Origin of the sequence: Pelolinea submarina (genome assembly GCF_003966975.1) — a bacterium.
GTDB classification, from domain to species: Bacteria; Chloroflexota; Anaerolineae; order Anaerolineales; family Anaerolineaceae; genus Pelolinea; species Pelolinea submarina.
The window spans coordinates 2,391,830-2,418,682 of sequence record NZ_AP018437.1 but is presented as its reverse complement, the minus strand read 5'-3'; the positions used below and the strand labels follow the sequence as shown (position 1 = coordinate 2,418,682).

24 protein-coding genes are annotated in these 26,853 nt (G+C 51.3%); 11 read left to right on the top strand and 13 right to left on the bottom strand.

Annotated features, from left to right (window positions below):
* Position 1: 1 nt before the first annotated feature.
* The 4 genes from Pelsub_RS10685 to Pelsub_RS10670 are packed head-to-tail and all read right to left on the bottom strand — an operon-like array spanning position 2 to position 2,550.
* Complete coding sequence (locus tag Pelsub_RS10685) at positions 2–820, bottom strand: PTS system mannose/fructose/sorbose family transporter subunit IID (RefSeq protein WP_116223748.1); 819 nt, start codon at positions 818–820, stop codon at positions 2–4.
* On the bottom strand, positions 817–1,623 hold the full coding sequence (locus Pelsub_RS10680) for a PTS mannose/fructose/sorbose/N-acetylgalactosamine transporter subunit IIC (RefSeq protein ID WP_116223749.1): 807 nt from the start codon (positions 1,621–1,623) through the stop codon (positions 817–819). Before Pelsub_RS10680 ends, Pelsub_RS10685 begins: the two co-directional genes overlap by 4 nt.
* Positions 1,624–1,642: 19 nt before the next feature.
* Positions 1,643–2,131 carry a PTS system mannose/fructose/N-acetylgalactosamine-transporter subunit IIB gene (locus Pelsub_RS10675; RefSeq protein ID WP_116223750.1) on the bottom strand — a complete coding sequence of 163 codons (489 nt, stop codon included), beginning with the start codon at positions 2,129–2,131 and terminating at the stop codon, positions 1,643–1,645.
* Between the two features lie 2 nt (positions 2,132–2,133).
* Positions 2,134–2,550 carry a PTS sugar transporter subunit IIA gene (locus Pelsub_RS10670; RefSeq protein WP_198418340.1) on the bottom strand — a complete coding sequence of 139 codons (417 nt, stop codon included), beginning with the start codon at positions 2,548–2,550 and terminating at the stop codon, positions 2,134–2,136.
* 373 nt (positions 2,551–2,923) lie between these two features.
* Here Pelsub_RS10670 and Pelsub_RS10665 point away from each other — a divergent pair, with 373 nt between their 5' ends.
* On the top strand, positions 2,924–4,084 hold the full coding sequence (locus tag Pelsub_RS10665) for an aldo/keto reductase (protein ID WP_116223751.1): 1,161 nt from the start codon (positions 2,924–2,926) through the stop codon (positions 4,082–4,084).
* Positions 4,085–4,323: 239 nt separating this feature from the next.
* Here the strand turns inward: Pelsub_RS10665 and Pelsub_RS10660 are convergent, their stop codons facing one another.
* The 4 genes from Pelsub_RS10660 to Pelsub_RS10645 all read right to left on the bottom strand — a co-directional run bounded on the left by Pelsub_RS10660 (position 4,324) and on the right by Pelsub_RS10645 (position 9,334).
* A complete protein-coding gene (locus tag Pelsub_RS10660; protein WP_116223752.1) occupies positions 4,324–4,701 on the bottom strand; it encodes a DUF1893 domain-containing protein in 378 nt (125 codons plus the stop codon).
* Between the two features lie 134 nt (positions 4,702–4,835).
* Positions 4,836–6,092 (bottom strand): DEAD/DEAH box helicase, encoded by a 1,257-nt coding sequence (locus tag Pelsub_RS10655; RefSeq protein WP_116223753.1) that lies wholly within the window; start codon positions 6,090–6,092, stop codon positions 4,836–4,838.
* 199 nt (positions 6,093–6,291) lie between these two features.
* Positions 6,292–8,295 (bottom strand): putative bifunctional diguanylate cyclase/phosphodiesterase, encoded by a 2,004-nt coding sequence (locus Pelsub_RS10650; RefSeq protein ID WP_116223754.1) that lies wholly within the window; start codon positions 8,293–8,295, stop codon positions 6,292–6,294.
* Positions 8,296–8,548: 253 nt separating this feature from the next.
* The gene (locus Pelsub_RS10645) at positions 8,549–9,334 is read right to left on the bottom strand and encodes an HpcH/HpaI aldolase family protein (protein ID WP_116223755.1); all 786 of its coding nucleotides are present in this window, start codon (positions 9,332–9,334) and stop codon (positions 8,549–8,551) included.
* A gap of 151 nt (positions 9,335–9,485) precedes the next feature.
* On the opposite strand from Pelsub_RS10645, the gene Pelsub_RS10640 reads away from it, so the two are divergent.
* Both Pelsub_RS10640 and Pelsub_RS10635 read left to right on the top strand, forming a co-directional pair.
* Positions 9,486–11,330 carry a glycosyltransferase family 39 protein gene (locus Pelsub_RS10640; protein WP_116223756.1) on the top strand — a complete coding sequence of 615 codons (1,845 nt, stop codon included), beginning with the start codon at positions 9,486–9,488 and terminating at the stop codon, positions 11,328–11,330.
* 90 nt (positions 11,331–11,420) lie between these two features.
* Complete coding sequence (locus Pelsub_RS10635; RefSeq protein WP_116223757.1) at positions 11,421–13,010, top strand: sensor domain-containing diguanylate cyclase; 1,590 nt, start codon at positions 11,421–11,423, stop codon at positions 13,008–13,010.
* A 23-nt stretch (positions 13,011–13,033) separates the two neighbouring features.
* Here Pelsub_RS10635 and Pelsub_RS10630 read toward each other — a convergent pair whose 3' ends face one another.
* Positions 13,034–13,582, bottom strand: coding sequence for a hypothetical protein (locus Pelsub_RS10630; RefSeq protein WP_116223758.1), 549 nt, complete (start codon positions 13,580–13,582; stop codon positions 13,034–13,036).
* Positions 13,583–13,757: 175 nt separating this feature from the next.
* Complete coding sequence (locus Pelsub_RS10625) at positions 13,758–14,930, bottom strand: YgeY family selenium metabolism-linked hydrolase (protein WP_116223759.1); 1,173 nt, start codon at positions 14,928–14,930, stop codon at positions 13,758–13,760.
* 152 nt (positions 14,931–15,082) lie between these two features.
* On the opposite strand from Pelsub_RS10625, the gene Pelsub_RS10620 reads away from it, so the two are divergent.
* The 7 genes from Pelsub_RS10620 (at position 15,083) to Pelsub_RS10590 (ending at position 22,687) form a co-directional block, all read left to right on the top strand.
* Positions 15,083–16,066, top strand: coding sequence for an aldo/keto reductase (locus Pelsub_RS10620; RefSeq protein ID WP_116223760.1), 984 nt, complete (start codon positions 15,083–15,085; stop codon positions 16,064–16,066).
* A gap of 303 nt (positions 16,067–16,369) precedes the next feature.
* On the top strand, positions 16,370–17,794 hold the full coding sequence (lysS, locus tag Pelsub_RS10615) for a homocitrate synthase (protein ID WP_116223761.1): 1,425 nt from the start codon (positions 16,370–16,372) through the stop codon (positions 17,792–17,794).
* 10 nt (positions 17,795–17,804) lie between these two features.
* Complete coding sequence (locus tag Pelsub_RS10610) at positions 17,805–19,049, top strand: 3-isopropylmalate dehydratase large subunit (RefSeq protein ID WP_116223762.1); 1,245 nt, start codon at positions 17,805–17,807, stop codon at positions 19,047–19,049.
* 125 nt (positions 19,050–19,174) lie between these two features.
* The gene (locus Pelsub_RS10605; RefSeq protein WP_116223763.1) at positions 19,175–19,690 is read left to right on the top strand and encodes a 3-isopropylmalate dehydratase small subunit; all 516 of its coding nucleotides are present in this window, start codon (positions 19,175–19,177) and stop codon (positions 19,688–19,690) included.
* Between the two features lie 2 nt (positions 19,691–19,692).
* Positions 19,693–20,703 carry an isocitrate/isopropylmalate dehydrogenase family protein gene (locus Pelsub_RS10600; RefSeq protein WP_116223764.1) on the top strand — a complete coding sequence of 337 codons (1,011 nt, stop codon included), beginning with the start codon at positions 19,693–19,695 and terminating at the stop codon, positions 20,701–20,703.
* 39 nt (positions 20,704–20,742) lie between these two features.
* Positions 20,743–21,585 carry a lysine biosynthesis protein LysX gene (gene lysX / locus Pelsub_RS10595; protein ID WP_116223765.1) on the top strand — a complete coding sequence of 281 codons (843 nt, stop codon included), beginning with the start codon at positions 20,743–20,745 and terminating at the stop codon, positions 21,583–21,585.
* A gap of 262 nt (positions 21,586–21,847) precedes the next feature.
* Positions 21,848–22,687 carry a damage-control phosphatase ARMT1 family protein gene (locus Pelsub_RS10590; RefSeq protein ID WP_116223766.1) on the top strand — a complete coding sequence of 280 codons (840 nt, stop codon included), beginning with the start codon at positions 21,848–21,850 and terminating at the stop codon, positions 22,685–22,687.
* Positions 22,688–22,699: 12 nt separating this feature from the next.
* Here the strand turns inward: Pelsub_RS10590 and Pelsub_RS10585 are convergent, their stop codons facing one another.
* Complete coding sequence (locus tag Pelsub_RS10585) at positions 22,700–23,353, bottom strand: pentapeptide repeat-containing protein (RefSeq protein WP_116223767.1); 654 nt, start codon at positions 23,351–23,353, stop codon at positions 22,700–22,702.
* Between the two features lie 77 nt (positions 23,354–23,430).
* Positions 23,431–24,540 (bottom strand): hypothetical protein, encoded by a 1,110-nt coding sequence (locus Pelsub_RS10580; protein WP_116223768.1) that lies wholly within the window; start codon positions 24,538–24,540, stop codon positions 23,431–23,433.
* 309 nt (positions 24,541–24,849) lie between these two features.
* Here Pelsub_RS10580 and Pelsub_RS10575 point away from each other — a divergent pair, with 309 nt between their 5' ends.
* Positions 24,850–25,365, top strand: a complete 516-nt coding sequence (locus Pelsub_RS10575) for a CarD family transcriptional regulator (protein WP_116223769.1) — start codon at positions 24,850–24,852, stop codon at positions 25,363–25,365.
* Between the two features lie 56 nt (positions 25,366–25,421).
* Here the strand turns inward: Pelsub_RS10575 and Pelsub_RS10570 are convergent, their stop codons facing one another.
* The gene (locus Pelsub_RS10570) at positions 25,422–26,630 is read right to left on the bottom strand and encodes a molybdopterin molybdotransferase MoeA (RefSeq protein WP_116223770.1); all 1,209 of its coding nucleotides are present in this window, start codon (positions 26,628–26,630) and stop codon (positions 25,422–25,424) included.
* Between the last annotated feature and the right edge of the window lie 223 nt (positions 26,631–26,853).

Genomic DNA, 26,853 nt, shown 5'->3' with positions numbered 1-26,853 from the left:
TCTAGAAGATGCCGATCAGCGCACCCAACAACCCTAAGGCCAGGATGCCGACGATCAAAGCAGTAGGCCGGACGCCTTTTTTAATCAATCTAACAAGCACGAATACCAGCACGATGCCCAGGAGTCCGGGGAAAATGGAATTCAATACATCCTGAACAACCAACTGAGCGCCGTTGATATCGACTGTCCAATTCAAGGGAACGTTGACCATTGTAGCAGTCAACGCGCCGGTCATGGTTAAGCCCAGAATGGCGGTGGCTTTCGTCAGCGCTTTCATCAACCCGGAACTGAAGATCTGGTCGATGAAGGAGGTGCCGTAGGTGAAACCCCAATTCAGGAAATAATATTTGGCAATGGACTGGGGGATGCCGTACAGCAGAATGAATAGAAGCGCGCCCAGGATACTGCCCTGAGAGGCAAAGCCGATGCCGATACCGGCAGCGATGATGCGCAAACCGTTGAAGAACAGTGAGTCGAACATGCCAGCGGTCGGGCCCATGAGGCTGACCTTGAGGCTGTTGATGATCTCAGAGTCGAAACCGGGGTTTTCTTTATTCTGTTTCTCCAGCGCGTAAGCGAGGCCAGCGATGAAAGCGAAAGGAACTGCATGAGTGTTGAAAAAGTTCTGATGGCGCAGGTAAGCTTCCTTTTTGCCTTCGGGATCATCTTTATAGATCTCTTCAATAGCGGGAGCCATTGTGGCTGTGAAGCCATTGGCTTCCATCTTGACCATGTTGAAAGCCAGGAAGGTCAGATGGGAACGTAAAAACATGGATTTGAGAATCTTCTTCTCTTTAATATCAACCATATTTGCGCTCATGCGAAAAATCCTTTCTCATCAGATGACTTGGAACCTGCTCCTAATTTTTCCTGGATTGAATTTTTCACTTCAATCACGTCCTTATCCTGCAGGAAGATGGTAACAGCGATGACAATACCGATGATGGCGATCGGGAGCGTGGAAAGGTTCAAGAATTTAACCATGACGTAACCCAGGAAGAAGAAGACGCCAACTGAACCGGACCAGATCATGGAAGTCAGGATGGCAACACCGATGCCAATCATCATGCCAGATGCCGCACCCAGACCAGTCATCACCCAAGCGGGCAGGGCACCCAAGAGCGCGTCCAATCCGCCGGTACCGTAGGCAACAGCGAAGAACATCACGACCGCGCTCACCGACTGCATCAAAAATGACACAAAGAAGGATTGGCCGATAAATTGCTTCATTTTGCCGCTGACAGCCAGTTTCTCCCAATAAGGAGCCAATGAAGACCAGAAGGTCATCATGAGACCACTAATGGATTGCATGACCGTTCCGATGGGAATGGCGAGGGCCAAACCGGCTTCGGTGTTCTGACCGGAAAGAATGGTGAAAGCGACTGTAATAAACGTCGCTGAAGTCCAGTCGGAGGGGATGGAACCACCGATAGCGGAAATACCCATGAAGATGGATTCCAGTGAGGCACCCAAGATGATGCCGGTTTTAAAATCACCCAATATCAAGCCGGCAATGGGGCCGACAACGATTGGGCGAGAGATGCATTGCCAACTAAGGACAAACGTATCAAGTATTACGACGATTAGGTAGGCAATACAAATTCTTAATGCTTCGCTAGCCATAAAAAACCTCCTAAAAAGATTAAATGATTTTATTGATTGATTCCGGATTATCTTCCGGCGTTGTTTGATAAACACATTCGACGCCGGTTTCCAGAATTTGTTTTAATACGGAAGCTTCACTATCGTACAAATACAAATTATTGCGGTATGTTTTGCGAGGGTCCATGCCAATTCTGGATGCAACACGGCCGTAATTGCCGATATTGACTTTCTTAATACCTTCAACGCGCTGCAGTATTTCCAGAACATCCTTAGGTGTCTTGACCAGCACTAAAATGCTCAGGCTTTCTCCTCGGGGGTCATTCAGCATATCGATGCCTTCATCCATACTTGTGATAGCTACTTTTAGGGTTTGGGGCGCGGCCATTAATAGCGATTTTTTTATCAGGTCGTTTTTTGCTGCCTCATCATTTAAAACCAAAATTCGATTCACGCCTAAATTCCTGGACCATTTAATCGCGATTTGTCCATGGATCAACCGTTCATCGAGTCGTAATAACTTTACCATTCTTAACTACCTCCAAAAAAATCGTCTTCTTCCACGCTTTTTGTTGATATTTCAACAATTCGTAATGCTTCTCGACTGTCTTTTACGATGGCTTCCAACTGCTCCCGGCCAAGCGGCTCTGTTTTCAATGCGATTTCCAGCACTAAAGCCAGGTTGACGCCAGCGATCAGGAAGGTATTTAGCCTGGATAGATGCATACACATATTTTGGTTAACGCTGCCACCATAAAGATCCGACAACATAATGACTTGTTCTATTTCAGGAATCGATTGGAAATATGTTTCCAGTTTTTCTTCGAGGTTATCCTGATCGAGGTACGCATCAATTACTGTTACATTGTCCGATTTGCCAAGCAGAATGTTGAGCGAACTTTTTATCCCACTGGCAAAAGTACCGTGAGAAGCTACTAATATCTTCAAAAAACCACCTCCAATAACAAAAAATTTCTATGTTGTATGGAATATTTTCGTATAAAAATCACCTCCGGATTGAAGCATAATGAACAAGCGCTCATACACTAGTAGAGGCATTTTATCATATATTTAGATGGAATTTACAAAGTGAAAATATCAAAAGGTGAACTGATCGTCTGCTTATTAAAATAGAGACGTAAATTTGGTGTCATGGTGAATATTCAAAAAAAATTCTGGACGATTTATTTTCCACCGGACCCTTTCATAAACACTTCAATTACCTGTTAAATCCATTCAATAATTTCTTGGAATGCGGATTTAAGGTCGGTTACAATTAATTGCTGTGATATAAAACGATTTTTGATAAAGGATGAGTTCAATGCAATATCGTAAATTTGGAAAATTAGATTGGAAACCTTCTGCGCTGGGTTTTGGCTTTATGCGTTTGCCCACGATTGATGGCGATGCAGGCCATATCGATCAGGAAAAAGCCACGGAAATGCTGCGAACTGCGATTGACGCCGGCTTGAATTATGTCGATACGGCTTATGTATATCACAACCAAACCAGCGAGACCGCACTGGGCATCGCCCTGCAGGATGGGTACCGCGATAAGGTTCGCATTGCGACCAAGCTGCCGATTTGGCTGGTGAAAGACAGTAGCGACTTCGACCGCATGCTGAACGAGGAACTGGAACGGCTGCAGACAGACCACGTTGATTTTTACCTGATGCACTCACTCAATGCGAGTACCTGGGAAAAGGTCAAGAAGCTGGGCCTGCTGGAAAAAGCTGAAGCGGCGGTCAAAGATGGGCGCATCCGTCATATCGGCTTCTCATTCCACGATAAATATGAGGTTTTCAAGCAGATCGTGGATGGCTACGATAAATGGACCTTCTGCCAGATTCAGTACAACTATATGGATATCAACCATCAGGCTGGTACCGCCGGGCTGCGTTATGCGGCGGAAAAAGGTCTGGCCGTGGTGATCATGGAGCCGCTACGCGGCGGCAGACTGGCAGCCGACCTGCCAGCAGCCAAACCGATCTGGGCGCAAGCGAAAAACCAACGTACACCGGCCGATTGGGCGCTGCAATGGCTGTGGAGCCAACCCGAAGTCTCCCTGGTGTTGAGCGGGATGAGTACGCTGGAGCAGGTCGAGCAGAATCTTGAATCGGCCAATGCATCGCGCGTAGGGTTGCTCGATCAAGAGGAGTTAGATCTGATCGGTAAGGTGCGTGAAACTTTATCCAGCCTCAGCCCGATCGGCTGCACCGCTTGCGAATACTGCCTGCCTTGCCCGAATGGCGTAAATATCCCATACTTATTCCACCTATATAATCGTATTGCTGTTTTTGACGATCTGGAAGGAACAATCATCACTTATAAAACTTTTGTGAATGAAGATGAACGCGCGGAAAACTGCATCCAATGCGGAGAATGCTTGAGCAAGTGCCCGCAACAACTCCCGATCAGTGATTGGATGCCGGTGATCGATGATGTATTAATGAATGGGAAACCTTACCAAAAGACTATCTAGTATATAAAATCAAATTAAAAAGAAATGACGGCTCCTGAAAAAGAGCCGTCTTGCTTTAATGCTGATTGACTTCTGAGCTTGCCAAAGGGTCAATTCTATTTATTAACCACAGATGGACACAGATAAACACAGAGAAACTTTTTAATAGTTAATGCACACAGATGGCGCTTCTTGGACATTCGGTTGCCTTTTTTTCCGGCTTTTTTCTTGACCACGGATGTCACGAGAACCAGGTTTTTTTAGGACGCAGAGCGGTGAGCGCGTTCAGCCAGGATGGCGTAGGCGCTTTCGGGGTCATCAATTTCCAGCAAGATTTGCTCGGTCTGGCAGTCGATGCGGTCCACGAGGGTTTTGTAGGTATAAGGGATGGCATGGTGGTCCAGAATGCCGCAGGCCAGGCGGCTCATTACATCACCATGCACACCGGCAGCACCCAGGCGGATCATCAGCAGGGCCGCGGCTTTGCCGATGACTTTATCGTGGAATTCAAGCGCGGCGGTATCCTGAGGATGGTCGTGCAAGTACTCCTCAAAATCAAAAAGGGGCATGAGCCAGCGCTTTTCGCTCTGAAAGATAATGCGGCCATTCTGAAGGATACGAAGGGTTGTTTTTTCCATGGATCAGGGTTGTATTTTATCGTGAAAATGGATTATCAAAGCAAGGTGTTCTTGCTCAAAAAATAAGCGCCAGGTTTGTATGCAACCTGGCGCAACATATTTAATTTTGAAAGCCGATTGGGGCTATCGCCGGTCTATCTCTCAGCAGCGCGGCTGCGCTGATTCGATGAACGCTGGAAACCGGTGCTGGAATTGCGCCGGCGCGGTTGAGCGGAACGGTTCTGCGATTGAGCAGGACGATCCTGCCGCTCCGAATTTTCCCGGGGGCGGCTGGCGTAATCAAAACCTTCCAGGCGCTCACGCTCGATTTTGTGGCCCAGCACCTTCTCAATGTCGCGGATCATGCTCTCATCCTCTGATGTGCAGAAGGTGAAAGCTTTGCCGGTGGCTTCAGCACGCCCGGTGCGGCCGATGCGGTGAATGTAGGCATCCACGGTATCCGGCATATCAAAGTTGATGACATGCGAGATCTCGGACACATCAATACCGCGCGCAGCGATATCGGTAGCCACGAGAATATCAAATTTACCATTACGGAAGCCATCCAAAGAAGCCTGGCGTTGGTTTTGGGACATATTGCCCTGCAAAGCTGTGGTGCGGAAGCCCTGTTTATCCAATTTACCGGCCAATGTGCGGGCACGGTGCTTGGTGCGGGTGAAGATCAAAACGCGATCCGTTTTCAGCTCATGCAGCAGGGTTGTAACCAGGGTTGTCTTTAACGTCTGTGGGATGGGATAAAGCGCATGGGACACTGTTTTGGTTGGGGCAATGATGCCGATTTGGACGGTGACCGGATCGTGGAGAATATTATTAGCCAACGATCGAATTTCATCCTGCATGGTAGCGGCGAAGAAAAGTGTCTGTCGTCTTTCCGGTACGCGCTTTAGAATGCGGCGGATATCCGGGAGAAAGCCCATGTCGCACATGTGATCGGCTTCATCCAGCACCAATATTTCAACGTGGGACAGGTCGATCAGTTTGTCATTCAGCAGATCCAATAACCGGCCGGGGCAGGCTACGACAATATCCGTACCGCGCCGTAAGGCATTTAACTGGGCACCTTTGCCAACACCACCATAGATGGTCGTGCTGCGCAAACGGGTGTTTTTTCCCAAATCCTTGGCTGTCTGGTGAATTTGCTCAGCCAGTTCCCGGGTAGGGACAATGATGAGCGCACGAATATAACGCGAGGGTTCGGCACTAAGCAGCTGCAAAATTGGCAGCATGAAAGCAGCGGTTTTTCCCGTTCCAGTTTGAGCCAAACCAAGAATGTCGTGCTGTTTAAGCACAACCGGAATGGCCTGCTGCTGGATGGGGGTGGGGGTTGTATAACCCGCGGAATTAATCCCCGAGAGGATGCGCGGATCAAAAGAAAATTGTTCGAATTGCATTTAAAAAAATACTCCTTGACTCTGTAGAGCCAAGGCAGACACTTGACCCGATAGATTGTTGCGAAATGTTTCGCGGTTAATTTCTCGGCCGATACTTAACCGACCAAGTAGATATCATTATACCCATTTTTTGCGTTTGCGTTCTCACTCAGCCCCATTTGAAAGCTGTTCTAATAAACATCAAATACTTATCACTTCTTTACTCAGACCCGGGTTGTGCGTGTGGTTTATTCAGTAAAGCACCAGCTTCCAGGCTGTTAACCGGTTTCGCGAAAAGAAAACCCTGTACAAAATCACATTGCATCGTTTGCAGCGAGGATAGCTGCTCGTTGGTTTCAACACCTTCGGCAATGACTTTCATGCCGAGGTTATGAGCCAGCGAGAACATGGTTTGAACAATTTCCGTATTGTTCGCGCTGGTTCCCAGGCGGCTGATGAAACTGCGATCTATCTTGAGGGTATCGATCGGCAGGGTGTGCAGATAACTGAGCGAGGAATAACCTGTACCAAAATCATCGATTTGAACCTGAATACCCAAATCGCGTAAACCCGCGAGCATGGTTTTTGCCGATCCGGATTCATCGATAATCAGTGATTCAGTCAATTCCAATTTTAGGTGACGACCGTCCAATTCATTTTTCTTGAGGATTTTGGAAATATTCCAAACCAGATCAGGTTGGGCACATTGCCTGGGCGACAGGTTTACATTAATCGATAAAGGCGGACTGGCAGGGAATTGCGCCTGCCAAGTGTGAATCTGGCGGCATGCCTCGTCCAGGACCCAGTAACCGATCGGAACAATCAAACCGGTTTCTTCAGCAACTGAAATGAATTCGGCAGGCATGATAAGTCCTTTTGTGGGGTGCTGCCAACGAACCAAAGCTTCAAAACCGATAATACGCTGTGTTTTCATTTCGAGGATTGGCTGGTAATGAACGATGAATTCTTGAAAATTCAACGCTTTTCGCAGATCCGTTTCCAGTTCCAAGCGGGTCATCACATGGTCCAACATGGATGAGTCAAAGATTTCATAGCGGCCCAAGCCTTTCCCTTTTGACCGGTACATGGCGATATCGGCATCGCGTACGATATCATCCGGCTGGTGGTATGAAGGATTTCCGATCACAATACCCGTGCTGACGAAAATGATGGCTTTATATCCATCCAGATCAAAAGGGATAGACATTTCATTCTGGATACGTTCGGCGATGCGGATGGCATCGCTGGTATCCAGTATATCTTCAAGCAGAATAACAAATTCGTCACCACCAAAACGGGCAACCGTATCTTCCCCGCGTAAACAGGTGCTCAGGCGACGGGCGCTTTCAATTAACAAGCGGTCACCAATTTTGTGTCCCAAGCTGTCATTTACGACCTTGAAACGGTCCAAATCAAGGAAGAGCACTGCGTATTTGAAATCTTCATGTCTCTTAGCACGTTCCAAGGTTTGTGAAAGGCGGTCCATGAATAGAATACGATTGGGTAAATTGGTCAGTGAATCATGCAATGCCGTATGGGTTAACTGTTTTTCCGCTTTTTTGCGTTCGGAAAGCTCTACTTTTAATTGTTCATTTATTCGGGAAAGTTCCAACGTGCGATCTTTTTCCATCAGGTTACGATGCCGGGTAAAGATTAGGATTGTCAAGGAAATAACGGTGTTGAATATAAGCGGTAATGTCATATTGGCGTATGTAACACTTGTTACAAACAGAGGAATGAGGAGCAGGGTCAGGATGTTGATGATGATGAAGATCAATGTGTAACGCAAGGTGGTGATGGTGCTGCTGAGCAGGATGGTGAGCGTATTCCATATCAGCAGGATGAGCAGCGCATGCGCACTGTGATCGCGGCTCAAAGTAATGTTCAGGATAGGGATGATGGAAAGGATCAGCAAAGCCAATAAGGCAGCCAGGTTATAATGCCGCGTTCGGCTCACAAAATACGCGGCAACCATGCCGACCTGCGCACCGGCAAGAACGTACCCAACCACCTTATTTGAACTAAAGAAACCCATGAATACCACACCGCTGGTCATCGCGATCGCGATGACCAACAACATGGTGGAGATCAGTTTGACCTGACGGCGTTCGCTGGGTACGGTTATACCGGCCGCTGGTGTGACCGGTTTCAACCAAAATTCGGACAATACACGACTGATATGGGTATAAGCCGTATGGATATGTGCGAACAGATTCTTTATCATCCAGTCTCTCAATTCTATTTAGGTTATAGTGGCGATGCGTATGGTGTTGTATTCGCTAACTATATACAATTTTCATTATACGCATAATAAATGCGAATATCGGTATTGGAATATTATATAAATTTCCGGTTTCTGAATATCATAGGCCAATCAACGCCAGTCCCAAGCAAAATAACCGGCATCAAATGTATCGGGCTGTAATGCAAAATGAAAAGTAATTACACCGCCGATAGAATGGCCAAAATTATATTGATTATTCTTCCCGAATTGATGTCTCACTGACCTGAAGTGCCTGCTTGACACCTTCTATTAAAGTAGTGGTATCCATAGCGACGTTGACGAAAAGGAAACCCTGCTGGATGCGCTGGCGGGCGATTTCGGCGGAGGGGCAGTAGATACCAACCGGCACGTTGTGCTTGCGGCCGGCGGCCAGGATGGCTTCCATTGCTTCGTCTAAAATGGCTGAAGGCTGGCCTGCAAAAAAATCAATACCGAGTGAGAGCGACAGGTCCAGGGGGCCGACCAGCACCATATCCAAACCCGGTGTGCTGAAGATGTCGTCCAGGTTGTCTAAAGCTGCTTTATTTTCGACCTGAATGGCGGCCATGACCTGATCATTAGAAATGCGGGCATTCTCGGCGGGCGTCTGGCCCCAGGTGAGGCCGGCATAGGATGAACCAAAAGAGCGCGAGCCGATAGGCGGTAGTTTAGCCCAGGAAACCACGCGGGCAGCTTCCTCACGGGTATTGATCATGGGGGCGATGATACCGGCCGCGCCGGCATCCAGGGCGGATTTGATATTTTCAGAGCTGGCTTGCGACAGGCGTACGACAGCCTGTGGGCCGCCGGAACTGGTGACCGCGGCGACCATGTTGACCATGTTTTCCAACGATGTGGGCGAATGTTCCATATCGATAATCATGAAATCGAGGGGCAGGCGTGCCAGTAAACGCACACTATGGACGCTGGGGATGCCGAGCCACACGCCGCGCGCGGGCTGGTTGTTTCTCATCTTGGCGAGGATCTTATTGTTTGTCATGAGAATAAATTATACTTTACGTACGAAATAGAGGGAAAAACATCCAAATTTCACCATCCCCAAACTTTTTACATAAATTTAACAATTTGTATATAGTCATAAAAAAAATGGAGTGTTAGGATAAGAAAAATCATAGTCGGGTCATAAATTTGTGGGAAATCGTACAGTAAATACCAATTTCGCTATTAGTACCAAAGCCGAAACATCGAATTGGCTGTGGTGGTTAATCCTTTGTTTTGATTTCCTGGTTGGGGGAGGTTTAGCCGGAGTATTCAGCCTGCCTTATGGACAGGCGCACGCGGTTATGCGTTGGCTGAGCCCCAAACACCGCATGGCCAGCCTTACTGAAACGGCCTTTCATAATTTGCAGCCCTGGGCTTGGGCAATGGGCGGTGTTCTGTTGGCGTTGGGCTTGTATCAATTAGTGCGTTCGCGGCAAACAAAACAGTGGGCGGCAAGTTTTTCCGCGTGGGTAAAGAAGCATTTCAGGCAGCTACCGGGGGAGTTCGCGCAACTTTGGGATGACGCGCGCCCCAAGAGGGAATATTGGCCGTACACGGCAGCAGTGCTGGTGTTGATGGGCGCGGCGGTGCTGGTGCGTTGGCTATTCCTCAGCTACCCAATGCGCTACGATGAAGCTTATACCGTAACGACCTTTGCTTCGCGGCCCTGGCGCAACCTGATCTCCGATTACAGCCTGCCCAATAACCATATTTTCCATACCGTTCTGGTCAAGCTATCCATGGACTTGTTTGGCAGCGCACCCTGGGCGGTAAGACTGCCGGCTTTCATTAGCGGTATTCTCTGTGTGCCGGCAGGGTATATGCTGGCGCGGCAGTTGTATGGACGTCAACCGGCCGTGTTGAGCGCCGGCTTGATTGCCATGCTGCCGATGCTGATAGAAACCAGTACCAACGCACGCGGGTACAGTCAATACACCTTTCTAAGCCTGCTCTTATTCAGCCTGGCGGTTTATTTGGTTAAGCATGCCAACCTGGCCGGGTGGCTGCTGTTCACTCTGATCGGCATCCTGGGTTTTTACACTGCGCCGTTCATGCTATATCCCTTTGGCGCAGCCTGCTTTTGGATCCTGGTCAGCGGGTGGTTGGCGCGCAAGGATACTGTATATGGTTCGTTTGGCAGATTATTGAAGTATCTGATCGCCTCCGGCGTGCTGGTGATCATCGGAACCCTTATTTTATATTCCCCGGTGATATTAATCGGTACAGGGCTGCAATCGTTGATTGGGAATCCCTTCGTTGGAAAAATGAGCTGGACTGATTTCTGGCCAATTTTAATAGATGAAATGGAAAGCACCTGGATGAAGTGGCATTTCGACCTGCCGCTGGTAGTGCGCCTCGTGCTGGCGGGTGGGTTTGTGCTTTCACTGGTTTTTCACAAGGTAATCAGCAAGGTGAAAGTCCCTCTACAGGTCACCAGTGCCATTTGGCTGGCGGCTGTTGTGATCCCGATGCGGCGCAACCCTTATGATCGTTTGTGGGTATTTATGCTGCCGTTGTGGTTGATTTGGGCTAGTGCCGGGTTGTTGGCACTGCTAAACGGATTGAAAGAAAAGCCGCGGTTCCTCTGGCAGAACGCGGCAACCATCGGAATTCTCGTAATCGGCGCGGTATGGTCCTACCAACGCGTGCATGTATATTTCCCTGGCTGGCAAGCGGATCCCGGAAAGATCGAGCAGGCAGCCGAATTCCTCAGCCAGAACCTGGAACCAGGCGACGCAGTGGCAGTGGTGTTTCCATCCGACGCGCAGTATTGGTATTACCTTGAACGGATGGGGGTGGGGGATGAATATATGCACCGCATCGAGCAGGAGAGCCACCCGCGGGTGTTTGCAGTAGTTAGCAATGATGGCGCGGCCACTGCGACTGAAGCTCTGTTAGCACACCAGTTATCGCCGGAGGAATATCAAGTCGACCAGGCTGAATTGGTCTATAGAGTCAATGATCAGCTAATCTTTCTGTGTATTCATCGGTAAGAATATTTCATCTGACCTGATTTATCAGTAACCAACCTGAAAAATTATGTATATATAATTAATAGGGAAAGGTGAATTCTACTTAGAATAATGAAAGTAAAAACCTCCCTTGTGAACGGTTTAATAAATATTCTTTCTTATATCATCGTGATTATCCTGATGTTGGGTGGAGAATTACTTCTTATTCGTTATCAAGAAAAACAGAACCTTGAAGCATTGAAATATAGTGAAACAAACACAATCGTGAGAGCCGGCACCGGTTTATCGGAGGGGGTGACGCAGGGATTGCTTGTAATTGAATTTCTCAGCAACGATGCTCGTGTGATTTCTTATATTGATGATCCATCTAATATCAACAGGCTGGCGGTAAAACAATTATTCGGCAACTTATCCAATGTGACAGCACTATATGATCAGATCCGCATTTTGGACATGACCGGAATGGAACTTATCCGGGTAGATTATGAAGATGAATACGCATCTCCACTCGTGGTTCCCGACCAGGATTTACAGGATAAGAGCAACCGCAGTTATTTCCCGATCTGTAGAGATTTACCCGAAGGGGGGATTTATATTTCCCGGTTGGATTTGAACGTCGAAAAAGATCAGGTTGAAGTACCTTATAAACCAGTGGTGCGCATCTGTACACCGCTTACTGATTCCAAAGGAGAAAAGCAAGGGTTTTTAATCGTGAATTTCAATGCTACTCAGATGCTGGAACAATTCTCTGCTTCAAGTAATCACCTGATGTTGGTTAATGTCGATGGATATTGGCTGGTCAGCCCCGAGCCCCAGGACGAGTGGGCATTTGTGTTTGGAAGCGATGTCAGTTTTAAAAACCGATATCCTCAGGAATGGAGTTCCATTAATTCAGGTGAAGATGGTCAAATCATCGATCAAATGGGATTGTGGACCTTTTCAACCATTTACCCATTAGAGGATATATTGCTGCGAAATACACAAATTTGGCATGAATCCTACTTCAAAGAAATCGACGTTAATGAAATCCCGCAATATGCTTGGAAGATCATCTCATTTATTCCAGAGAAGGAATTAAAAGAAGCACAGAAGAAAAATGCATTACCTGTCATTATCGTTTCCATCTTCTTTTATCCCATCGCTCTGGTCGGTATTTGGGGAATCAATCAGCGGCGGAAAATCAAGAATCAGGAGACCGAACGAATCCGCTACCTGGCGACGCACGACGGCATGACAGGTTTATTCAATAAAGCCTTTCTTGAAGCAGAGTTAAAACGGATCAATTTCGGCCGCGCATACCCTGTCAGTATTGTCATCATTGACGCAAATAATCTTAAGAAGATAAATGATACCTATGGCCACCAGGAAGGCGACAAAATAATCTGCAATATCAGCGACTTGATCAACCAAACTTTCCGCAAAGACGACATACTGGCGAGGTTGGGCGGTGATGAATTCGCATTGGTGTTATTAGCGACTGATTCCAATGACTGCCAGGAGATCATCAATCGTTTCCGTGTGAATATTGAGAAATTTAATGCGACGAGCGAGTCACACCCGGTAGACATTGCGATTGGCTTTACGACGACGCAAGACAAAGAAGACTTAAACGTTGTGATGAAACGAGCGGATATGGCAATGTACGAAGAAAAGAAAAGGCTGAAGGAGGAGCGCAAAGAAAATCCCCTCCGATCAAACTAATCTCAATAACCGGTAAAACCGTCTTATTTCCGTTTTGGCAAAAAGCCCTCGATGAAAGAATCCTCTTTCATTTCCCGTGAAACCTGTCTGGAGGTGAACCCTTTGCGTAACGAAAAAGGGGAATACCCGTAGAGCGTATCACACCAATCGATTAATTTAACCCCCAGCCAGGTAATCAATAGCCCTTCGAAAACAAATATCCCTATCAAAAGCGTGCCATGGAAAAATCCACCATGACGGAAGGCGTTGAAAAGGGAAAGCAGAAAGCCGACCAATCCAATCGCATCATAGACCAATACCGGAGAGTACGAAAACTCCAGAGTATCCTGAATGACCGCAACCAACAATGTAAAAGCCAAGCCGGCACTGAACAGGATCAGAGACAGAAATATCCCCAGATCAGGCGATAAGCTGATATTTCCGAGAGTCATGGTGTTTACTAAGTTGGGGAAATATTTTATTAACAATAATCCGGTTGTGAGGAAGAGCCCGATCAAAAAGACCAGGAAAAGCGTGAATAATATAAGCTGGTATCGTTCATCGTGAGAAAGACCCTGGAGTTTCTGACTCATAAATCACCTCTTAGCGAAAAATCTTGAAATCACGAATTGAGATTCGTAAGAACTTCCGTTTATCAAAACCTGTTAATTGATATACGCGACAAAATGAAAAATGTTCCGTTGTGTCAACGATTACGACTCAACGGTTTTTGTATGGTTACAAATAAATTGAGGTGAGATAGAAAGCTTATATTTGCTCGATCACCCGAGCATAAAACGCACAGGCATCCACGATCTGATCCACGGGGCATTTTTCGTCACGCATGTGAGCCAGCTTGGAATCGCCTGGGCCAAAACCGATGCAGGGGATATCGCGGCCGACCAGCGCGACAGCGTTGGTGCCGAAATCCCAGAAGGTGAAGACCTGCGGCGCGCGGCCAAAGACCTGTTCGAAGGCATGCACGCAGCTTTGGGTCAGGTGATGATCAGCGGGGATCTTCCAGGCGGCGTGCAGCGGGTGGTAGGTGATGGGCTTGCCGGTCCAGGCGGTACGGTGGATGGTGTCGATCTCCCAGGTTGCGTTTTTATTGCCGATGATCTTTTCAACTTCGGCCTGCAGGGTGGTCTCATTCTCACCGATCACCAAACGGCGGTCAAGGTAGATCTCGCATTCATCCGGCACCGCATTGAGGGAAACAGCCTTGGAGGAAATGCGGGACAGCACCAACGTGCCTTTCCTGCCGTCCAGGACGGGCAGGTTTAAGTTGGTTTGCTCCACGCGCTGGATAATCTCGGCCATTTCGTACACGGCATTGACGCCTTTTTCTGGCGCGGAGCCGTGGGCGGAAACGCCGTGGGTTTGGATGACCACCTGGGCTTTGCCCTTATGGCCGATGGCAACGGTGTTGCCGGAGGGCTCGCAGATGACGGCAAAATCCGGGCGTAGGTTGAATTCGTCCAGTAAATTGCTGGTGGCTACTCCGTCGCAGTCCTCTTCAAAAACGGAGCAGGAAACGTAGATGGTCTTGCCGTCCAGCGCGCCGCGGCTTTGGGCGATGATGGGCGCGTAAACGGAGGCGGCCAGGGCGCCTTTCATATCCACCGAACCGCGGCCCCATAAAAAGCCGTCCGCGATCTCGCCGCTGAAAGGCGGGTAAGCCCATTCATGCGGGTCGTTGACCACGACCGTGTCGGTGTGGGACTCAAACATCAGGGAGACGGGGCCGCTGCCGATGCGGCCGAGCACGCTGCCGCAGGAATCGACGCGGACTTCGTCATAACCAAGCGCTTCCATTTTGGCGGCGATGGCGCGCGCTGCGGGTTCTTCTTGCCCGGAATAACTTTGAATGCGTACCAGGTCCTGCGCGAAAGCCAGCAGCTCGCCGGAAAAGTCTTTGTCCTTGATGATAAGTTCTGCCATGTTATTCACCTGAATTAAAGAATTTATATCTTGCCAGGTCAGAATTATAAGATACAAAAGGAATTTAAAAACGTGCTGACAAAAAAAGACAGTTATTAACCGTCTTATGGCATAATTTGATTAAATTAATAATTATAAGATTGGGGTGAATCATGGAATATTGCACCTTGGGACGGACCGGATGGAAGGTCTCGGAAATCAGTTTTGGATCGTGGGCGATCGGCGGTACCTGGGGGGAGGTGGACGACAGCGAATCACTGGCGGCGCTGCGGCGCGCGGTGGAGCTTGGCGTGAACTTCTTCGACACTGCCGACGTTTACGGCGATGGGCGCAGCGAACGGCTACTGGCGAGGTTGAAACGCGAATGCGGCGAGGAGATCCACATTGCCACCAAGGCCGGCCGGCGCCTGGATCACCAATACGCGGAAGGCTACAACCGCGCCAACCTGGAAGAATTCGTGGGACGCAGTCTGAAGAACCTGGAGACGGACTGCATCGACCTGCTACAACTGCACTGCCCGCCGACTGAAGTGTTCTACATGCCGGAAGTGTTCGGCATTCTGGACGACATGGTCCAACAGGGCAAGTTGCGCTATTACGGCGTGAGCGTGGAGAAGGTCGAGGAAGGGCTAAAGGCGCTGGAATATCCCAACGTTCAAACCATTCAGGTGATCTTCAATATTTTCCGGCAGCGACCGGCGGACCTGTTGTTCGAGCAGGCTAAAAAGCATCAGGTGGGCATCCTGGCGCGCGTACCATTATCTTCTGGTATGCTGACCGGAAAATTCAAGAAGGATTCCGCGTTCTCTAAGGACGACCACCGCGCTTTCAATCGCGAGGGAGCGGCCTTTGACCGCGGAGAAACTTTCTCCGGCGTCGATTACGAAACCGGCTTGCAGGCGGTGGAGGAATTGAAACAAATCTGCCCGAAGGATATGAGCATGGCGCAATTCGCGCTGCGCTGGATCCTGATGTTCGACGCGGTCAGCTGCGCCATCCCGGGCGCCAAACGGCCCAGCCAGGCGGAGGAGAACATTGCCGCGGCGAATATGCCGGCTTTGAGCAAGGAAACCATGCAGCAGACTCGGGCGATCTACGAGAAATATATCCGCCCGCTGGTGCACCAATACTGGTAGAAACAGGCGCCGGTATAACAAATTGCGCGTTTGCCCTTGACAAATGTCATAGTTATAGTAAATTATTATCTTTAATGTTTACGAACCGAAATTTGAATTCTGAATTGGCAAAATCTAAACACGAGCCCATCACCGCGACCTGGGTTGTCGGGATTGGGCGTATTTCGGTTAAACAGAATAGAGATAGATAAATAAGGAATAGATTTTCATATCTTTCTTCAATCCGAAAATAGAGCCTCCCGGTAACGGGGGGCTTTTTTATTGTCAGGAGACTGAAGAATTGGAAATCAGGAAAGGCACGACATGGTCGAAATACTGGATTCAACATTGAGAGAAGGGGAACAAACGCCATACGTCAATTTTATGATTGACGAGAAGGTTCACATCGCGCAGCTGCTGGACAGTGTGGGTGTGGAGATGATCGAGGCGGGCGACCCGAGCGTTTCACCCAACGTGGCCGCGGCGATCGAGCGTATCGCGGGGGAGGGCTTGCGAGCTGAAATCGTGGCGCACTCGATCGCGTCGCGGGCAGCTATTGACCGCGTCAAAGCCAGCGGCGCGGACCGGGCCGCAATCTTTTTCGCGACCTCAAAGATTCATCTGGAAGATAAGCTGCATAAAACCGAGAACGAAGCCTTCGACATCATTACCGAGAGCGTGGCCTATGCGCGCAGCCTGGGATTAAAGGTGCGTTTCACACCGGAAGACGCCTCGCGCACGGGTATGGAATTCCTGGTGCGGGTGTGCAACGCGGCCATCGAAGCCGGGGCCGACCGCATCAGCTTCGCGGATACCCTAGGGATCATGCAGCCGCATACCTTCTACGAACGGGTGCGCACACTGCGCGAACGCTTATTGCCCTGCAAGATCGACCTGCACTGCCACAATGACTACGGGCTGGCGTTGGCAAACGCCATGGAAGGCATTCGCGGAGGCGCGGACTGTATTCATACCACGGTCAACTGTTTAGGCGAGCGCACCGGTATTCCGGATCTGGTGGAAACCATTGTCGCTTTTAATAACCTGGAGGACGTGCAGAAATATAACCTGGAACCGTTGATGGAATTGTCGGCTTACGTGGAAAAGATTTCGGGCGTGTTTCTGGCGCCCAACAAGCCGGTAACCGGCGAGAACGCTTTTACGCATAAAAGCGGCATCCATACCAATGGCGTGTTGAAGAATCCGCGCACGTATGAGCCTTTTGACCCGGCCATGCTGGGACGGGAACGCAAGATTGTGATCGACAAATACACCGGCAAGAGTGCCGTGCAGGCACGCCTGGAGGAATTCGGCATCGAGGTGAGCGAAGCGGAATTGGAAGCGATTGTGGTGGGTATCAAAGAGGCCGGCGATCAGAACCGGCAGTTATTCGACACAGACATCATTGATATTGCCGAAAAAGTGACCGGGCGTATGCTGGACGTGATCCCGCACGATATCAGCGCGTTAATCATGCTGGAAGTGGAATCGCACGTATACACCTCGCTGGTGGTGCGGCGGCTGCGCAGCTTTGAGAGCGTCAGCAGCGTGTATGAGATTTCGGGTGATTACGATATCAGCGCTATTGTGCATGTAGAAGATGTGATGGCGCTGAATAACCTGATTGAAGAGATCCGCACTATGCGGGGTGTAAAGCGCAGCGACACGCGCATCGTGTTGAAGCGCTATAACGGCAGCAATAACGGCAACGCGATCAGAGCAGCGGCCGCGCTGAACGCAGGCATTTAGAGGAGAAATTATGGGTACGTTAGTTGAGGAGATTTTTTCACGTAAGTTGGGAAGGCCGGTGCGTGCCGGCGAGATCGTGATGGTTGATGTTGACTATATCATGAGCCATGACAACACCACGCCGTTAGCCATTAAAGCTTTCAGACAGATCGGTAAACCGATCCATGACAAAGAACGCATTGTGCTGTTTTTCGACCATGCCTATCCGGCGCCCAATATCGCGGCGGCGGAGAACCATCGTATGATATTGGACTTTGTGCGGGAGCAGGGGCTGCCGCACTTCCACCGCGAGGGCGTGTGCCACCAGGTCATGATCGAGGAAGGCTACGTACGGCCGGGCGCGATCATTATCGGCGGTGATTCGCATAGCAACACCTACGGGGCGCTGGGCGCCTTCGGCGCGGGTTTGGGCTCAACCGAGATCGGGGTGGCCTGGGTGACGGGTAAGTGCTGGTTCCGCATTCCGGAAAGCATCCGGGTTGAATTAAGAGGCGAGACCCAGCCGGGCGTGAGCGCCAAAGACGTCATGCTTCACATCGCGGGGCTGCTGGGCATGGACGGTGCCACTTACAAGTCGGTGGAGTTCGCCGGGGAGTACATCCGTGGTCTGTCGGTGGACGAGCGCATCATCTTCCCGAACATGTCCACGGAGGTTGGCGCCAAGTGCGGACTGATCGAAGCGGACGAAGTGACCACGGCTTATCTGGAAAACGAAGCCGGTTTACAGGGCCCGTTCGCGTGCCTAAAGCCGCTGGACGCGCAATATGAACGCGTTATCGAGGTGGACGTATCGCAGTTGGGGCCGGCAGTGGCCTGCCATCCGCGCGTGGAAAACGTCAAGCCAATCGAAGAGGTGGAAGGTCTGGAAATCCACGAAGTGTATATCGGCACCTGCACCAACGCGCGTTATGGCGACATCGAAACCGCGGCCAACATCCTGAGAGGAAAACGAGTGCACGCGTACACGCGCGTGATTGTGACGCCGGCCAGCGAGCGCATCTACCAGCGCGCTTTGCGGGCAGGATTGATTGAGACCTTGATGGACGCGGGCTGCGTGGTGACCCAGCCGGGCTGCGGGGCCTGCATTGGGCGACACGGCGGCATTTTGGCGGCGGGGGAGCGGGCGCTGACTACCATGAACCGCAATTTCATTGGGCGCATGGGCAGTCCAGAAGCAGAAATCTACCTGGCCAGCCCGGCCACTGCGGCGGTTAGCGCACTGACGGGACGCATCACGGATCCACGCAAGGCGTAAACTGCGCATTGGCATTATTTTGGTAATAGAAGATTTCACAAGTGATTGACTGACGTTGTAGATAAGAACTGAGATTGCTTCGTCACTGCGTTCCTCGCAATGACAAGTGAAAAAAGGAGAATATTATGGGTAAGGTATGGAAATTTGGCGATAACCTGAACACGGATGAGATTATCCCGGGGCGCTATAACATCACGATCGACCCGCAGGAACTGGCGGCGCACGTTTTCTGCGAGATCAAACCGGAATTCACGCAGGGGACACAGTCCGGCGACGTGGTGGTGGGCGGGCAAAATTTTGGCTGCGGCTCCAGCCGCGAGCATGCGCCTATCGCCATCAAGGGTGCGGGTATAAGGTGCGTGATTGCGGCTTCCTACGCGCGAATCTTTTTCCGCAATGCCATCAACATCGGGCTGCCCATCCTGGAATGCCCGCAAGCGGCTGCGGAAATCCGGGAAGGGGATGAGGTGCAGGTGAACTTGTCCAGCGGGGTTATCACGGATATAACCACGGGGCGCAGCTACCAGGCGCAGCCGCTGCCGGATTTTGTGCTGAAGATCGCGGAGGCGGGAGGGATCGTGGCCTTCCTGCAGGAACATGACATCGATGAATTGATGACCGCGGCGGGCGGGGCGGTATGACGATGGACAAGACTTATCGCATCTGCCTGCTGCCGGGCGACGGCATTGGCCCGGAGGTGGTGGCCAGCGCGGCAGAGGTGCTGTGCGCGCTGCCGCTGGCATTTGAGTTCAGCCAGGCTGAAATCGGCTTCGGCGCTTTCCAAAAGCTGGGCACGCCGCTGCCGCAGGAAACGCTGGACGCCATCCGCGCCATCGACGCGGCGCTGTTCGGCGCGGTGACCACCCCGCCCAATATCGAAGGCTATTTTTCACCGGTGGTGCGCATGCGCCAAACGCTGGATTTGTACACCAACCTGCGCCCGATAAAGTCGATCCCGCACCCATCTTCACGCGAGGGCATTGATATCCTGATCGTACGCGAGAATTCCGAGGGGCTGTACATCGGCAGCGAGCGAATGGAAGAGAATGGCGAGCGTGCGGTGACGGAACGCATCATCACGCGGCGCGGCTCCGAGCGCATCCTGCGCAAAGCTTTCGAGCTGGCGCGGGCCGGCGGGCGCCAAAAAGTGCACGTGGTGCATAAAGCCAACGTGCTGCGGCAGACCTGCGGACTGTTCCGCGCGGTGGCGTTGGAAGTGGCGCGGGATTTCCCGGATATCGAAATGAAGGAAATGCTGGTGGACACCTGCGCGATGGAGCTGGTGCGCGCGCCGCAGCAGTTCGAGCTGATCGTGACCACTAACCTGTTCGGCGACATCCTGAGCGATGAAGCCTGCATGCTGGTGGGCGGGCTGGGCGTGGCGGCTTCCGGCAACATCGGAGCGGACGCGGCAGTGTTCGAACCGGTACACGGCAGCGCGCCGACGCTGGCCAGCACGGGCCAGGCCAATCCGTTGGCGGCTATCCTGGCAGCAGCCATGCTGCTGGAGCACATTGGCGAGGCGGTGCAGGCACAACGAGTACGCGCGGCAGCCGAGGCCTGCATGGCGGCGGGCGAGGTGACGGCTGATATGGGCGGAACGCTTTCCACAGAAGAGGCTACCCAGGCGGTCATTCACAATTTGAAGGATTAACAGGAATTATCAAAACACTTTATTGAATTGGAGAAAAACATGGCACGAGTTGGATTTTTATATACCCGTTTACGCGTTGAGGAAAAGTATTTATTAGACGCATTGGAAAAGCAGCCCGGCGTTGAGGTGGTGCGCATCCCGGATGGAGAGCAGCCCTTCGACATCGCGCAGAAACCGGCAGACGTGGATGTGCTGTTCGTGCGCTCGCTGTCGTACACGCGCGGGTTGTATATCTCACGCATCTTTGAGGCCAACGGCATCCCGGCTATCAATTCCAGCCTGGTAGCGGAACGCTGTGGCGATAAGTACATCACCAGCCAGATCCTGACCAGCGCGGGCATTCCCACGCCGCGGGTGGTAATGGCTTTTGATGAGGAAGCCGCGCTGGCGGCGGTGGAAGCGGTGGGCTACCCGTGCGTAATGAAGCCGGTGGTGGGTTCGTGGGGACGGCTGTTGGCGAAGATCGAGAACCCGGACGCGGCGCGTGCCATCATCGAGCACAAGGCCGCGCTGGGCATCAACCACCAGATCTTCTATGTGCAGGAATACGTGGAGAAGCCCGGGCGCGACATCCGCGCTTTCGTTGTGGGCGACGAGATCATCTGCGCTATCTACCGCAGTTCGGAGAATTGGATCACCAACACAGCGCGCGGCGGCGAGGCGACCAACTGCCTGCTAACGGCGGAGATGGTGGAGCTATGCGGACTGGCAGCTCAGGCGGTGGGCGGCGGACTGCTGGCGCTGGACCTGTTCGAGACCGAGGATGGGTTGACGGTGAATGAGATCAACCACACCATGGAGTTCCGGCACAGCATCGACACGACCGGTGTGGATATTCCGCAGAAGATGGCGGCCTATGTGGCGGGGGTGGCGGGGGCGTAGACTCTCTTTCCAGCTTCTCCCGGTTTCGCCCCCTTTCTGCCTCCTGCCCCCTCCCTGCCTCCCCCATTTCCTGCGGAAATAGGGGAGGAGTGGGCCATCTTTTTTTTGCACTTACCTGACCTCCATCGTTATTAAGGGAACAGGAGGAGTGCCCCCACCCAACCTCCCCCAATTTTGTACCAAAATTAGGGGAGGAGTTGATTTTTTTTCTAAAATTAGGGATGGAGAATGAGAATGATATACTTGGGCGCGGAGGTACACAATGAAGTTTTCACTGGACTGTTATCCCTGCGCTGTGCGGCAAACACTGAGCGCCATCCGACGAACCGGGATGGAAGAAAGCGAGCAAGTCAATGCCATGCAGCGCATACTGCAATGTCTGATCGAAATGCGGCCGGGAGCTGCCGCGCCGGAAATTACGGCGCAAGCGCACGCACTCCTGCGCGAAATGACCGGTATCGAGGATATTTACCAGAGCGATAAAGAAAAGAGCACTCAAGAGGCGCTGGCTTTATATCCCAAATGGAAAGAGGTTGTACTGCATTCATCCGACCCGCTGGAAAGCGCGGTGCGTCTGGCCATTGCGGGCAACATCATCGACTTTGGGCCGCTGGATTCCTATGACCTGGAAGCGACCATCCAGCGCGTGATGACCCAGCCCTTTGCTGTGAACGATCTGGAAGCGCTGCGCATAGCCATTGATGAGGTGGATGAGATCCTTTACCTGGCGGACAACGCGGGGGAGACGGTCTTCGACCGCATCCTGATAGAGAGCATAGGTAAGCCGGTGGTGTATGCCGTCAAGGATGCGCCCATCTTGAATGATGCACTCATCGCGGACGCACATGATGCCGGGCTGGAGGGGGTGGCAACCGTGATCTCATGCGGGGCACGCTACCCGGGTACGCTGCTATCGTACTGTTCAAGCGAATTTGTCGAACGTTTCCGGCAGGCGCAGTTAATCATTTCCAAAGGTATGGGCAACTATGAAGCGCTTAGCGCGGAGGAAGCGGCGATTTTCTTTCTGCTGCAAGTGAAATGCGATATGGTGGGAACTGATCTGGGTGTACCCAAAGGCAGCATTGTGGTTAAAAAGGCCTGACCTTATCTTTCCCTATCTTTTCTTATTCTGAGATGTCCCCAGACCTTTGATGGTGGCGCCTTGCATGCGCGCGCCGTCGAAATTGGTGCCGCGCAGGATGGCGTTCTTGATGTGCGCGTTCTTCAGGTTCGCGCCCTGAAAATTCGCGTCAGTTAAATTCGCATTGTAGATCGTTGTAGAAGTCAGGTCGGCTTCCACGAAAATCACCCCCGATAGAATGGCTTTATGGAAGCGCACGTTGATCAAGACCGCGCGGGTGAGGTCCGCGCCGGTGAAATTGGCGTTGTTGACGAAAGCATCGCGCAAGACCGCGCCGGTCAGATCAGCCTGTTGCAGGCCGGTATAGCTGAGGGTGCACTTGGTCAGGTCGGCGTTGCGCAGATTGGCGTTCTCAAGGACGGTACCTTCCAGATTGGCATCGCGCAGCACAGCGTTTTCCAGATTGGCGCCTGAGAGGACCGCGCCTTTGAGGTTGGCGAAGGTCAGGTTGGCGTCTTGAAAATTCACGCCGGGCAGGAGCGCTTTCTCCAGGTTGGCGTCCGTCAGGTTCAGGCCGGACAAGTCGGCGTCTTTGAGGTTGAGCTGCACGCCGTCCGCATCACTGGACAACCAGCGGGAGTGTTGGTCGAGCAGGGCGGAAATTTCCTGGGGGGTGAATTGAGACATGGCGTTTCTTCCTCAAAATTCCTATATCGTTGAATAAACGTATTGTGATTATAAGGGATGATGACTAGTCAGCGTCTCTATGCCTCAACAGTTAAAGTAGATGCATACAGTCGGGTTTGGCGCAGCTGGCCGCGAATCCAATTGAAGTCCTTTCCCATGTTGATATCGGAGCTGTAGTAGATCAGCAGGTATTGGTTCTCGGATATGGGTGCGATGGCGGAGTAACCGGTGTCGCCATGTGAGGGCAGGTCGGTGATGTGGCGGATGGTGAGGTCGGCCGGGTCGAAGCTGTAGATGGCGGTGCGCTTGCGGCTGAGCGAGTAACGCAGCACGTTGAGCGTGGTGCGGGCGTGGTGGACGAAGCGGAAGGGTTGGCTGGATAGGTGGTAGAACAGGCTGCGGCGGGCCACCAGGAAGGTGCGGCCGTTGTGGCGGAACAGGTTGGGGCCGTCGCACTTGAAGCGGTCCACGCGCACGCGCCACTGGTCGGGCTGGCCGGCGGGGATGAGGAAATTCAGGTTGGGGTAGATCAGCGAGCGGATGGTGCCGAAGATGTTGCCCTGCGGGTCGAAATCGAAAGAGGCTTCGGAGGTCTGGTAGCTGCGCAGCCTTTCGCGCGTGAGCGGCGAATCAAAGACGGTTTCCCAATGCTCCAAATCATTGGAGGCAATAAAGCGGAAATGGCGTTTTGTCCTCTTCTGATCGGTTCCGTTGCGGGTATAGATGCTCATATAGACGGTATCCCGGAAGGTTTTCACGTTCCAAAAACCGGCTTGCGAAGCGGAAATGGCCTGTGGGGTGCTCCAACCTTCCGAGTTCAAGGATAAATAATAAATCTGCTCGGGTTCATGGTTGAAGAGGCGGTGGGTCAGGCTCATGTAGAAGATATGCAGGCGGCCACGGAATAACAGGAAATGCGGGTCGCGCAGGTCGCGCGGATCGGAAATAACGTGTTCCAACTGCCAGGATTCGGCATCCGGCGAGCTGTAAATTAGAATGCGCGATTTAACGGAAGGGAAGTGCGAGGGCGCGGCACGGAAAGCCAGATAGAACCTGCCATTGAAGCGGGTCAAATCCGGAAAGGCCTGGGAATATTTGAAATCAGCTTCGCCAAATTGCGGGCATTCAAGGTTCAACTCGCGGGGAGTTGAGAATTGAATTTCGGGTTTTGGCGTTGATGATTTCATATTTGAATCCGGTTTAATCACTTGTTCGATTCTACAGCCCTTAAATTTACATGCTAAGAGAGACATTCAGTATTAACATATCCTAAAATACTCCCCATTCCCTGTCTCTCTTATAGGAAGACTGACGGGCATTGAATGAATGCGATATAATCAATATACAATCATCCGCAGGTAGACTAACAATAGGGATTGGCAACAATCCGAAGCAGGGGGCATATTGGAAGGGGTACGCCGGCATGCAGCGATTGTATCTGATTTATTAATTATGTAAATTCCGCTAAGCGGAATTTACACCAGAAGGACCAGCAAATGACAAAAATTACGCTTGAATTATCCGAAGGGGATTGGATTGTGCACAACCGCCACGGATTAGGGCAAATCACCGGGATGGATACCAAGGAATTGCTGGGCGACCGCAAGGTTTTTTATGTTGTCAAAACCGACAGCATTACGTATTGGCTGCCAATCGGGGAAACCGGATCGGAACGTATTCGGCCGGTTTCTACTTCCACTGCTTTTGAAGAAGCAACTAAAGTTCTTTCACAAACACCTAAGGACCTGAATGAGAATTTCCGCCGCCGGCTGGCTTACATTCAGGAAAAATCACAGGACAGCGATCTACTGACCAAAGCGGCATTGATCCGGGATATGCACGCGCGCGATGTTCAGAAAGACGTCCACATCAACGAAAAGAAAATCCTGGAAACACTTAAACGTCAGTTTATTAACGAGTGGGTAGCCGCATGCGAGATGGACCGGGATGAAGCCGAAAACCAGATGGAACAAGCGCTGCAAAAAAGCATATCCAAACTCAAGATAAAGTAAATCAAAAGACCGCTGAGAAGCGGTCTTTTTTTGTTCTTTTTTCAGAGTCCTACCGGTTATTGGTCAAGGAAGGTGATCTCTACCAGGTCGCCCTGATTGCGGCCGGGCAAGTCGCGCGGGATGCGGAAGTAACCGTCGGCACAGGAAACCGTGGTGATCAGGCCGGACTTAATAATGATCGGATGAGCCAGACCATCCTTGATGATTACAGGAACGCATTCCTCACGGCCGTGATTGGTAACCAAATCGCGCGCGAGGGGCAGTGTGATTTGACGGTCCACCGGCTGCGTACCTTGCAGCGAATGCAGCAGCGGCCGGACAAAAAGCCGGAAGGTGAAATACGCCGAGACCGGATTACCGGGCAGGCCGAAGACAGGTTTATCCTGAATTGCGCCGAAGATGGTTGGTTTACCGGGTTTGACGGTGATGCCGTGCACATATACTTCCCCTAAAGCGGCAATCACGGATGTGACTGCATCGCGCGTGTCCATGGAAGTGCCGCCGGAAATGAGAAGCATATCCGCTTCGGGCAAAGCCGCTTCAACCGTGGCGGTGATAGCATCCGGATGGTCCTTAACGATCCCGTAAAAATTGGGCCGGCCGCCATTGACCGAAACAGCGTTGGATAACATAGGGGCGTTAACGTCCCGAATCAGACCGGCAGATATGGGTTGATCCACCGGCACAATCTCATCGCCGGTTGAGATGATTGCTACACGTGGACGCAGCATGACCGGCACCTGCGTGATGCCCATGGCCGCCAGCGTGCCGGTGTCGGCTACTTTCAGGCGTTTACCGGCTGGAATGATCAAGTTGCCCGGCTGGGTATCCTCACCGCGGTAAATCAGGTTCAGACCGGCGCGATAAGGCACAAAAAAGGATATCGCTTCTTCGGACTGCATCTGCGTATCTTCGATCATCACCATGGCGTCGGTGCCATCGGGTACCTCACCCCCGGTCGGGACGTAAGCGCACTCACCGTGCGTGATGCTGAAAGTGTTTGAGGTACCCATATGTGAGCGGCCGACCAATTTAAGCGTTACGGGTGTCTCTTGCGAACATAGGCTGATATCAGCGGCTTTGACCGCGTAACCGTCCACGGTCGCGCGATTGAAATTGGGGATGAAGGCGGAAGCCAGGATATCCTCTGAAAGCACGCGGCCCAGGGCGTCTTCCAAGGGAATACGTTCTGATTTCAAGCGATAAGCGCCAAAGCGTTCCGTGATGATGCGGGTGACTTCCGTAACTGGTTTCGTTTTCAGCATAGTTTTGCTCCATTCGGTTCATCGGCAAAATGTTCCCGGAATTGGTTCCGCTTGAAGAACCAGCGACCGGAATAATGGCCGATAATACCATAAACACGTATAATTGACTAATTCACAACGTGAATAATCATAAACCAATTATATGGAATTCTGTGGTAAAAAATTACAACTGAAAAATCCGGTGATGGAATCAGGAAATACCTTTCATCGAGCAGGCAATTTG

Excerpts from the sequence above, each read along its gene's own strand:
- Pelsub_RS10585 (WP_116223767.1), bottom strand. The coding sequence starts at position 23,353 with ATGTCTCAATTCACCCCCCAGGAAATTTCCGCCCTGCTCGACCAACAC.
- Pelsub_RS10665 (WP_116223751.1), top strand. The coding sequence starts at position 2,924 with ATGCAATATCGTAAATTTGGAAAATTAGATTGGAAACCTTCTGCGCTG.
- Pelsub_RS10685 (WP_116223748.1), bottom strand. The coding sequence starts at position 820 with ATGAGCGCAAATATGGTTGATATTAAAGAGAAGAAGATTCTCAAATCC.
- Pelsub_RS10625 (WP_116223759.1), bottom strand. The coding sequence starts at position 14,930 with ATGGCAGAACTTATCATCAAGGACAAAGACTTTTCCGGCGAGCTGCTG.
- Pelsub_RS10570 (WP_116223770.1), bottom strand. The coding sequence starts at position 26,630 with ATGCTGAAAACGAAACCAGTTACGGAAGTCACCCGCATCATCACGGAA.
- Pelsub_RS10630 (WP_116223758.1), bottom strand. The coding sequence starts at position 13,582 with ATGAGTCAGAAACTCCAGGGTCTTTCTCACGATGAACGATACCAGCTT.
- Pelsub_RS10680 (WP_116223749.1), bottom strand. The coding sequence starts at position 1,623 with ATGGCTAGCGAAGCATTAAGAATTTGTATTGCCTACCTAATCGTCGTA.
- Pelsub_RS10650 (WP_116223754.1), bottom strand. The coding sequence starts at position 8,295 with ATGATAAAGAATCTGTTCGCACATATCCATACGGCTTATACCCATATC.
- Pelsub_RS10600 (WP_116223764.1), top strand. The coding sequence starts at position 19,693 with ATGGACAAGACTTATCGCATCTGCCTGCTGCCGGGCGACGGCATTGGC.
- Pelsub_RS10635 (WP_116223757.1), top strand. The coding sequence starts at position 11,421 with ATGAAAGTAAAAACCTCCCTTGTGAACGGTTTAATAAATATTCTTTCT.
- lysX (WP_116223765.1), top strand. The coding sequence starts at position 20,743 with ATGGCACGAGTTGGATTTTTATATACCCGTTTACGCGTTGAGGAAAAG.
- Pelsub_RS10575 (WP_116223769.1), top strand. The coding sequence starts at position 24,850 with ATGACAAAAATTACGCTTGAATTATCCGAAGGGGATTGGATTGTGCAC.
- Pelsub_RS10610 (WP_116223762.1), top strand. The coding sequence starts at position 17,805 with ATGGGTACGTTAGTTGAGGAGATTTTTTCACGTAAGTTGGGAAGGCCG.
- Pelsub_RS10605 (WP_116223763.1), top strand. The coding sequence starts at position 19,175 with ATGGGTAAGGTATGGAAATTTGGCGATAACCTGAACACGGATGAGATT.
- Pelsub_RS10660 (WP_116223752.1), bottom strand. The coding sequence starts at position 4,701 with ATGGAAAAAACAACCCTTCGTATCCTTCAGAATGGCCGCATTATCTTT.
- lysS (WP_116223761.1), top strand. The coding sequence starts at position 16,370 with ATGGTCGAAATACTGGATTCAACATTGAGAGAAGGGGAACAAACGCCA.
- Pelsub_RS10590 (WP_116223766.1), top strand. The coding sequence starts at position 21,848 with ATGAAGTTTTCACTGGACTGTTATCCCTGCGCTGTGCGGCAAACACTG.
- Pelsub_RS10580 (WP_116223768.1), bottom strand. The coding sequence starts at position 24,540 with ATGAAATCATCAACGCCAAAACCCGAAATTCAATTCTCAACTCCCCGC.
- Pelsub_RS10655 (WP_116223753.1), bottom strand. The coding sequence starts at position 6,092 with ATGCAATTCGAACAATTTTCTTTTGATCCGCGCATCCTCTCGGGGATT.
- Pelsub_RS10620 (WP_116223760.1), top strand. The coding sequence starts at position 15,083 with ATGGAATATTGCACCTTGGGACGGACCGGATGGAAGGTCTCGGAAATC.
- Pelsub_RS10645 (WP_116223755.1), bottom strand. The coding sequence starts at position 9,334 with ATGACAAACAATAAGATCCTCGCCAAGATGAGAAACAACCAGCCCGCG.
- Pelsub_RS10675 (WP_116223750.1), bottom strand. The coding sequence starts at position 2,131 with ATGGTAAAGTTATTACGACTCGATGAACGGTTGATCCATGGACAAATC.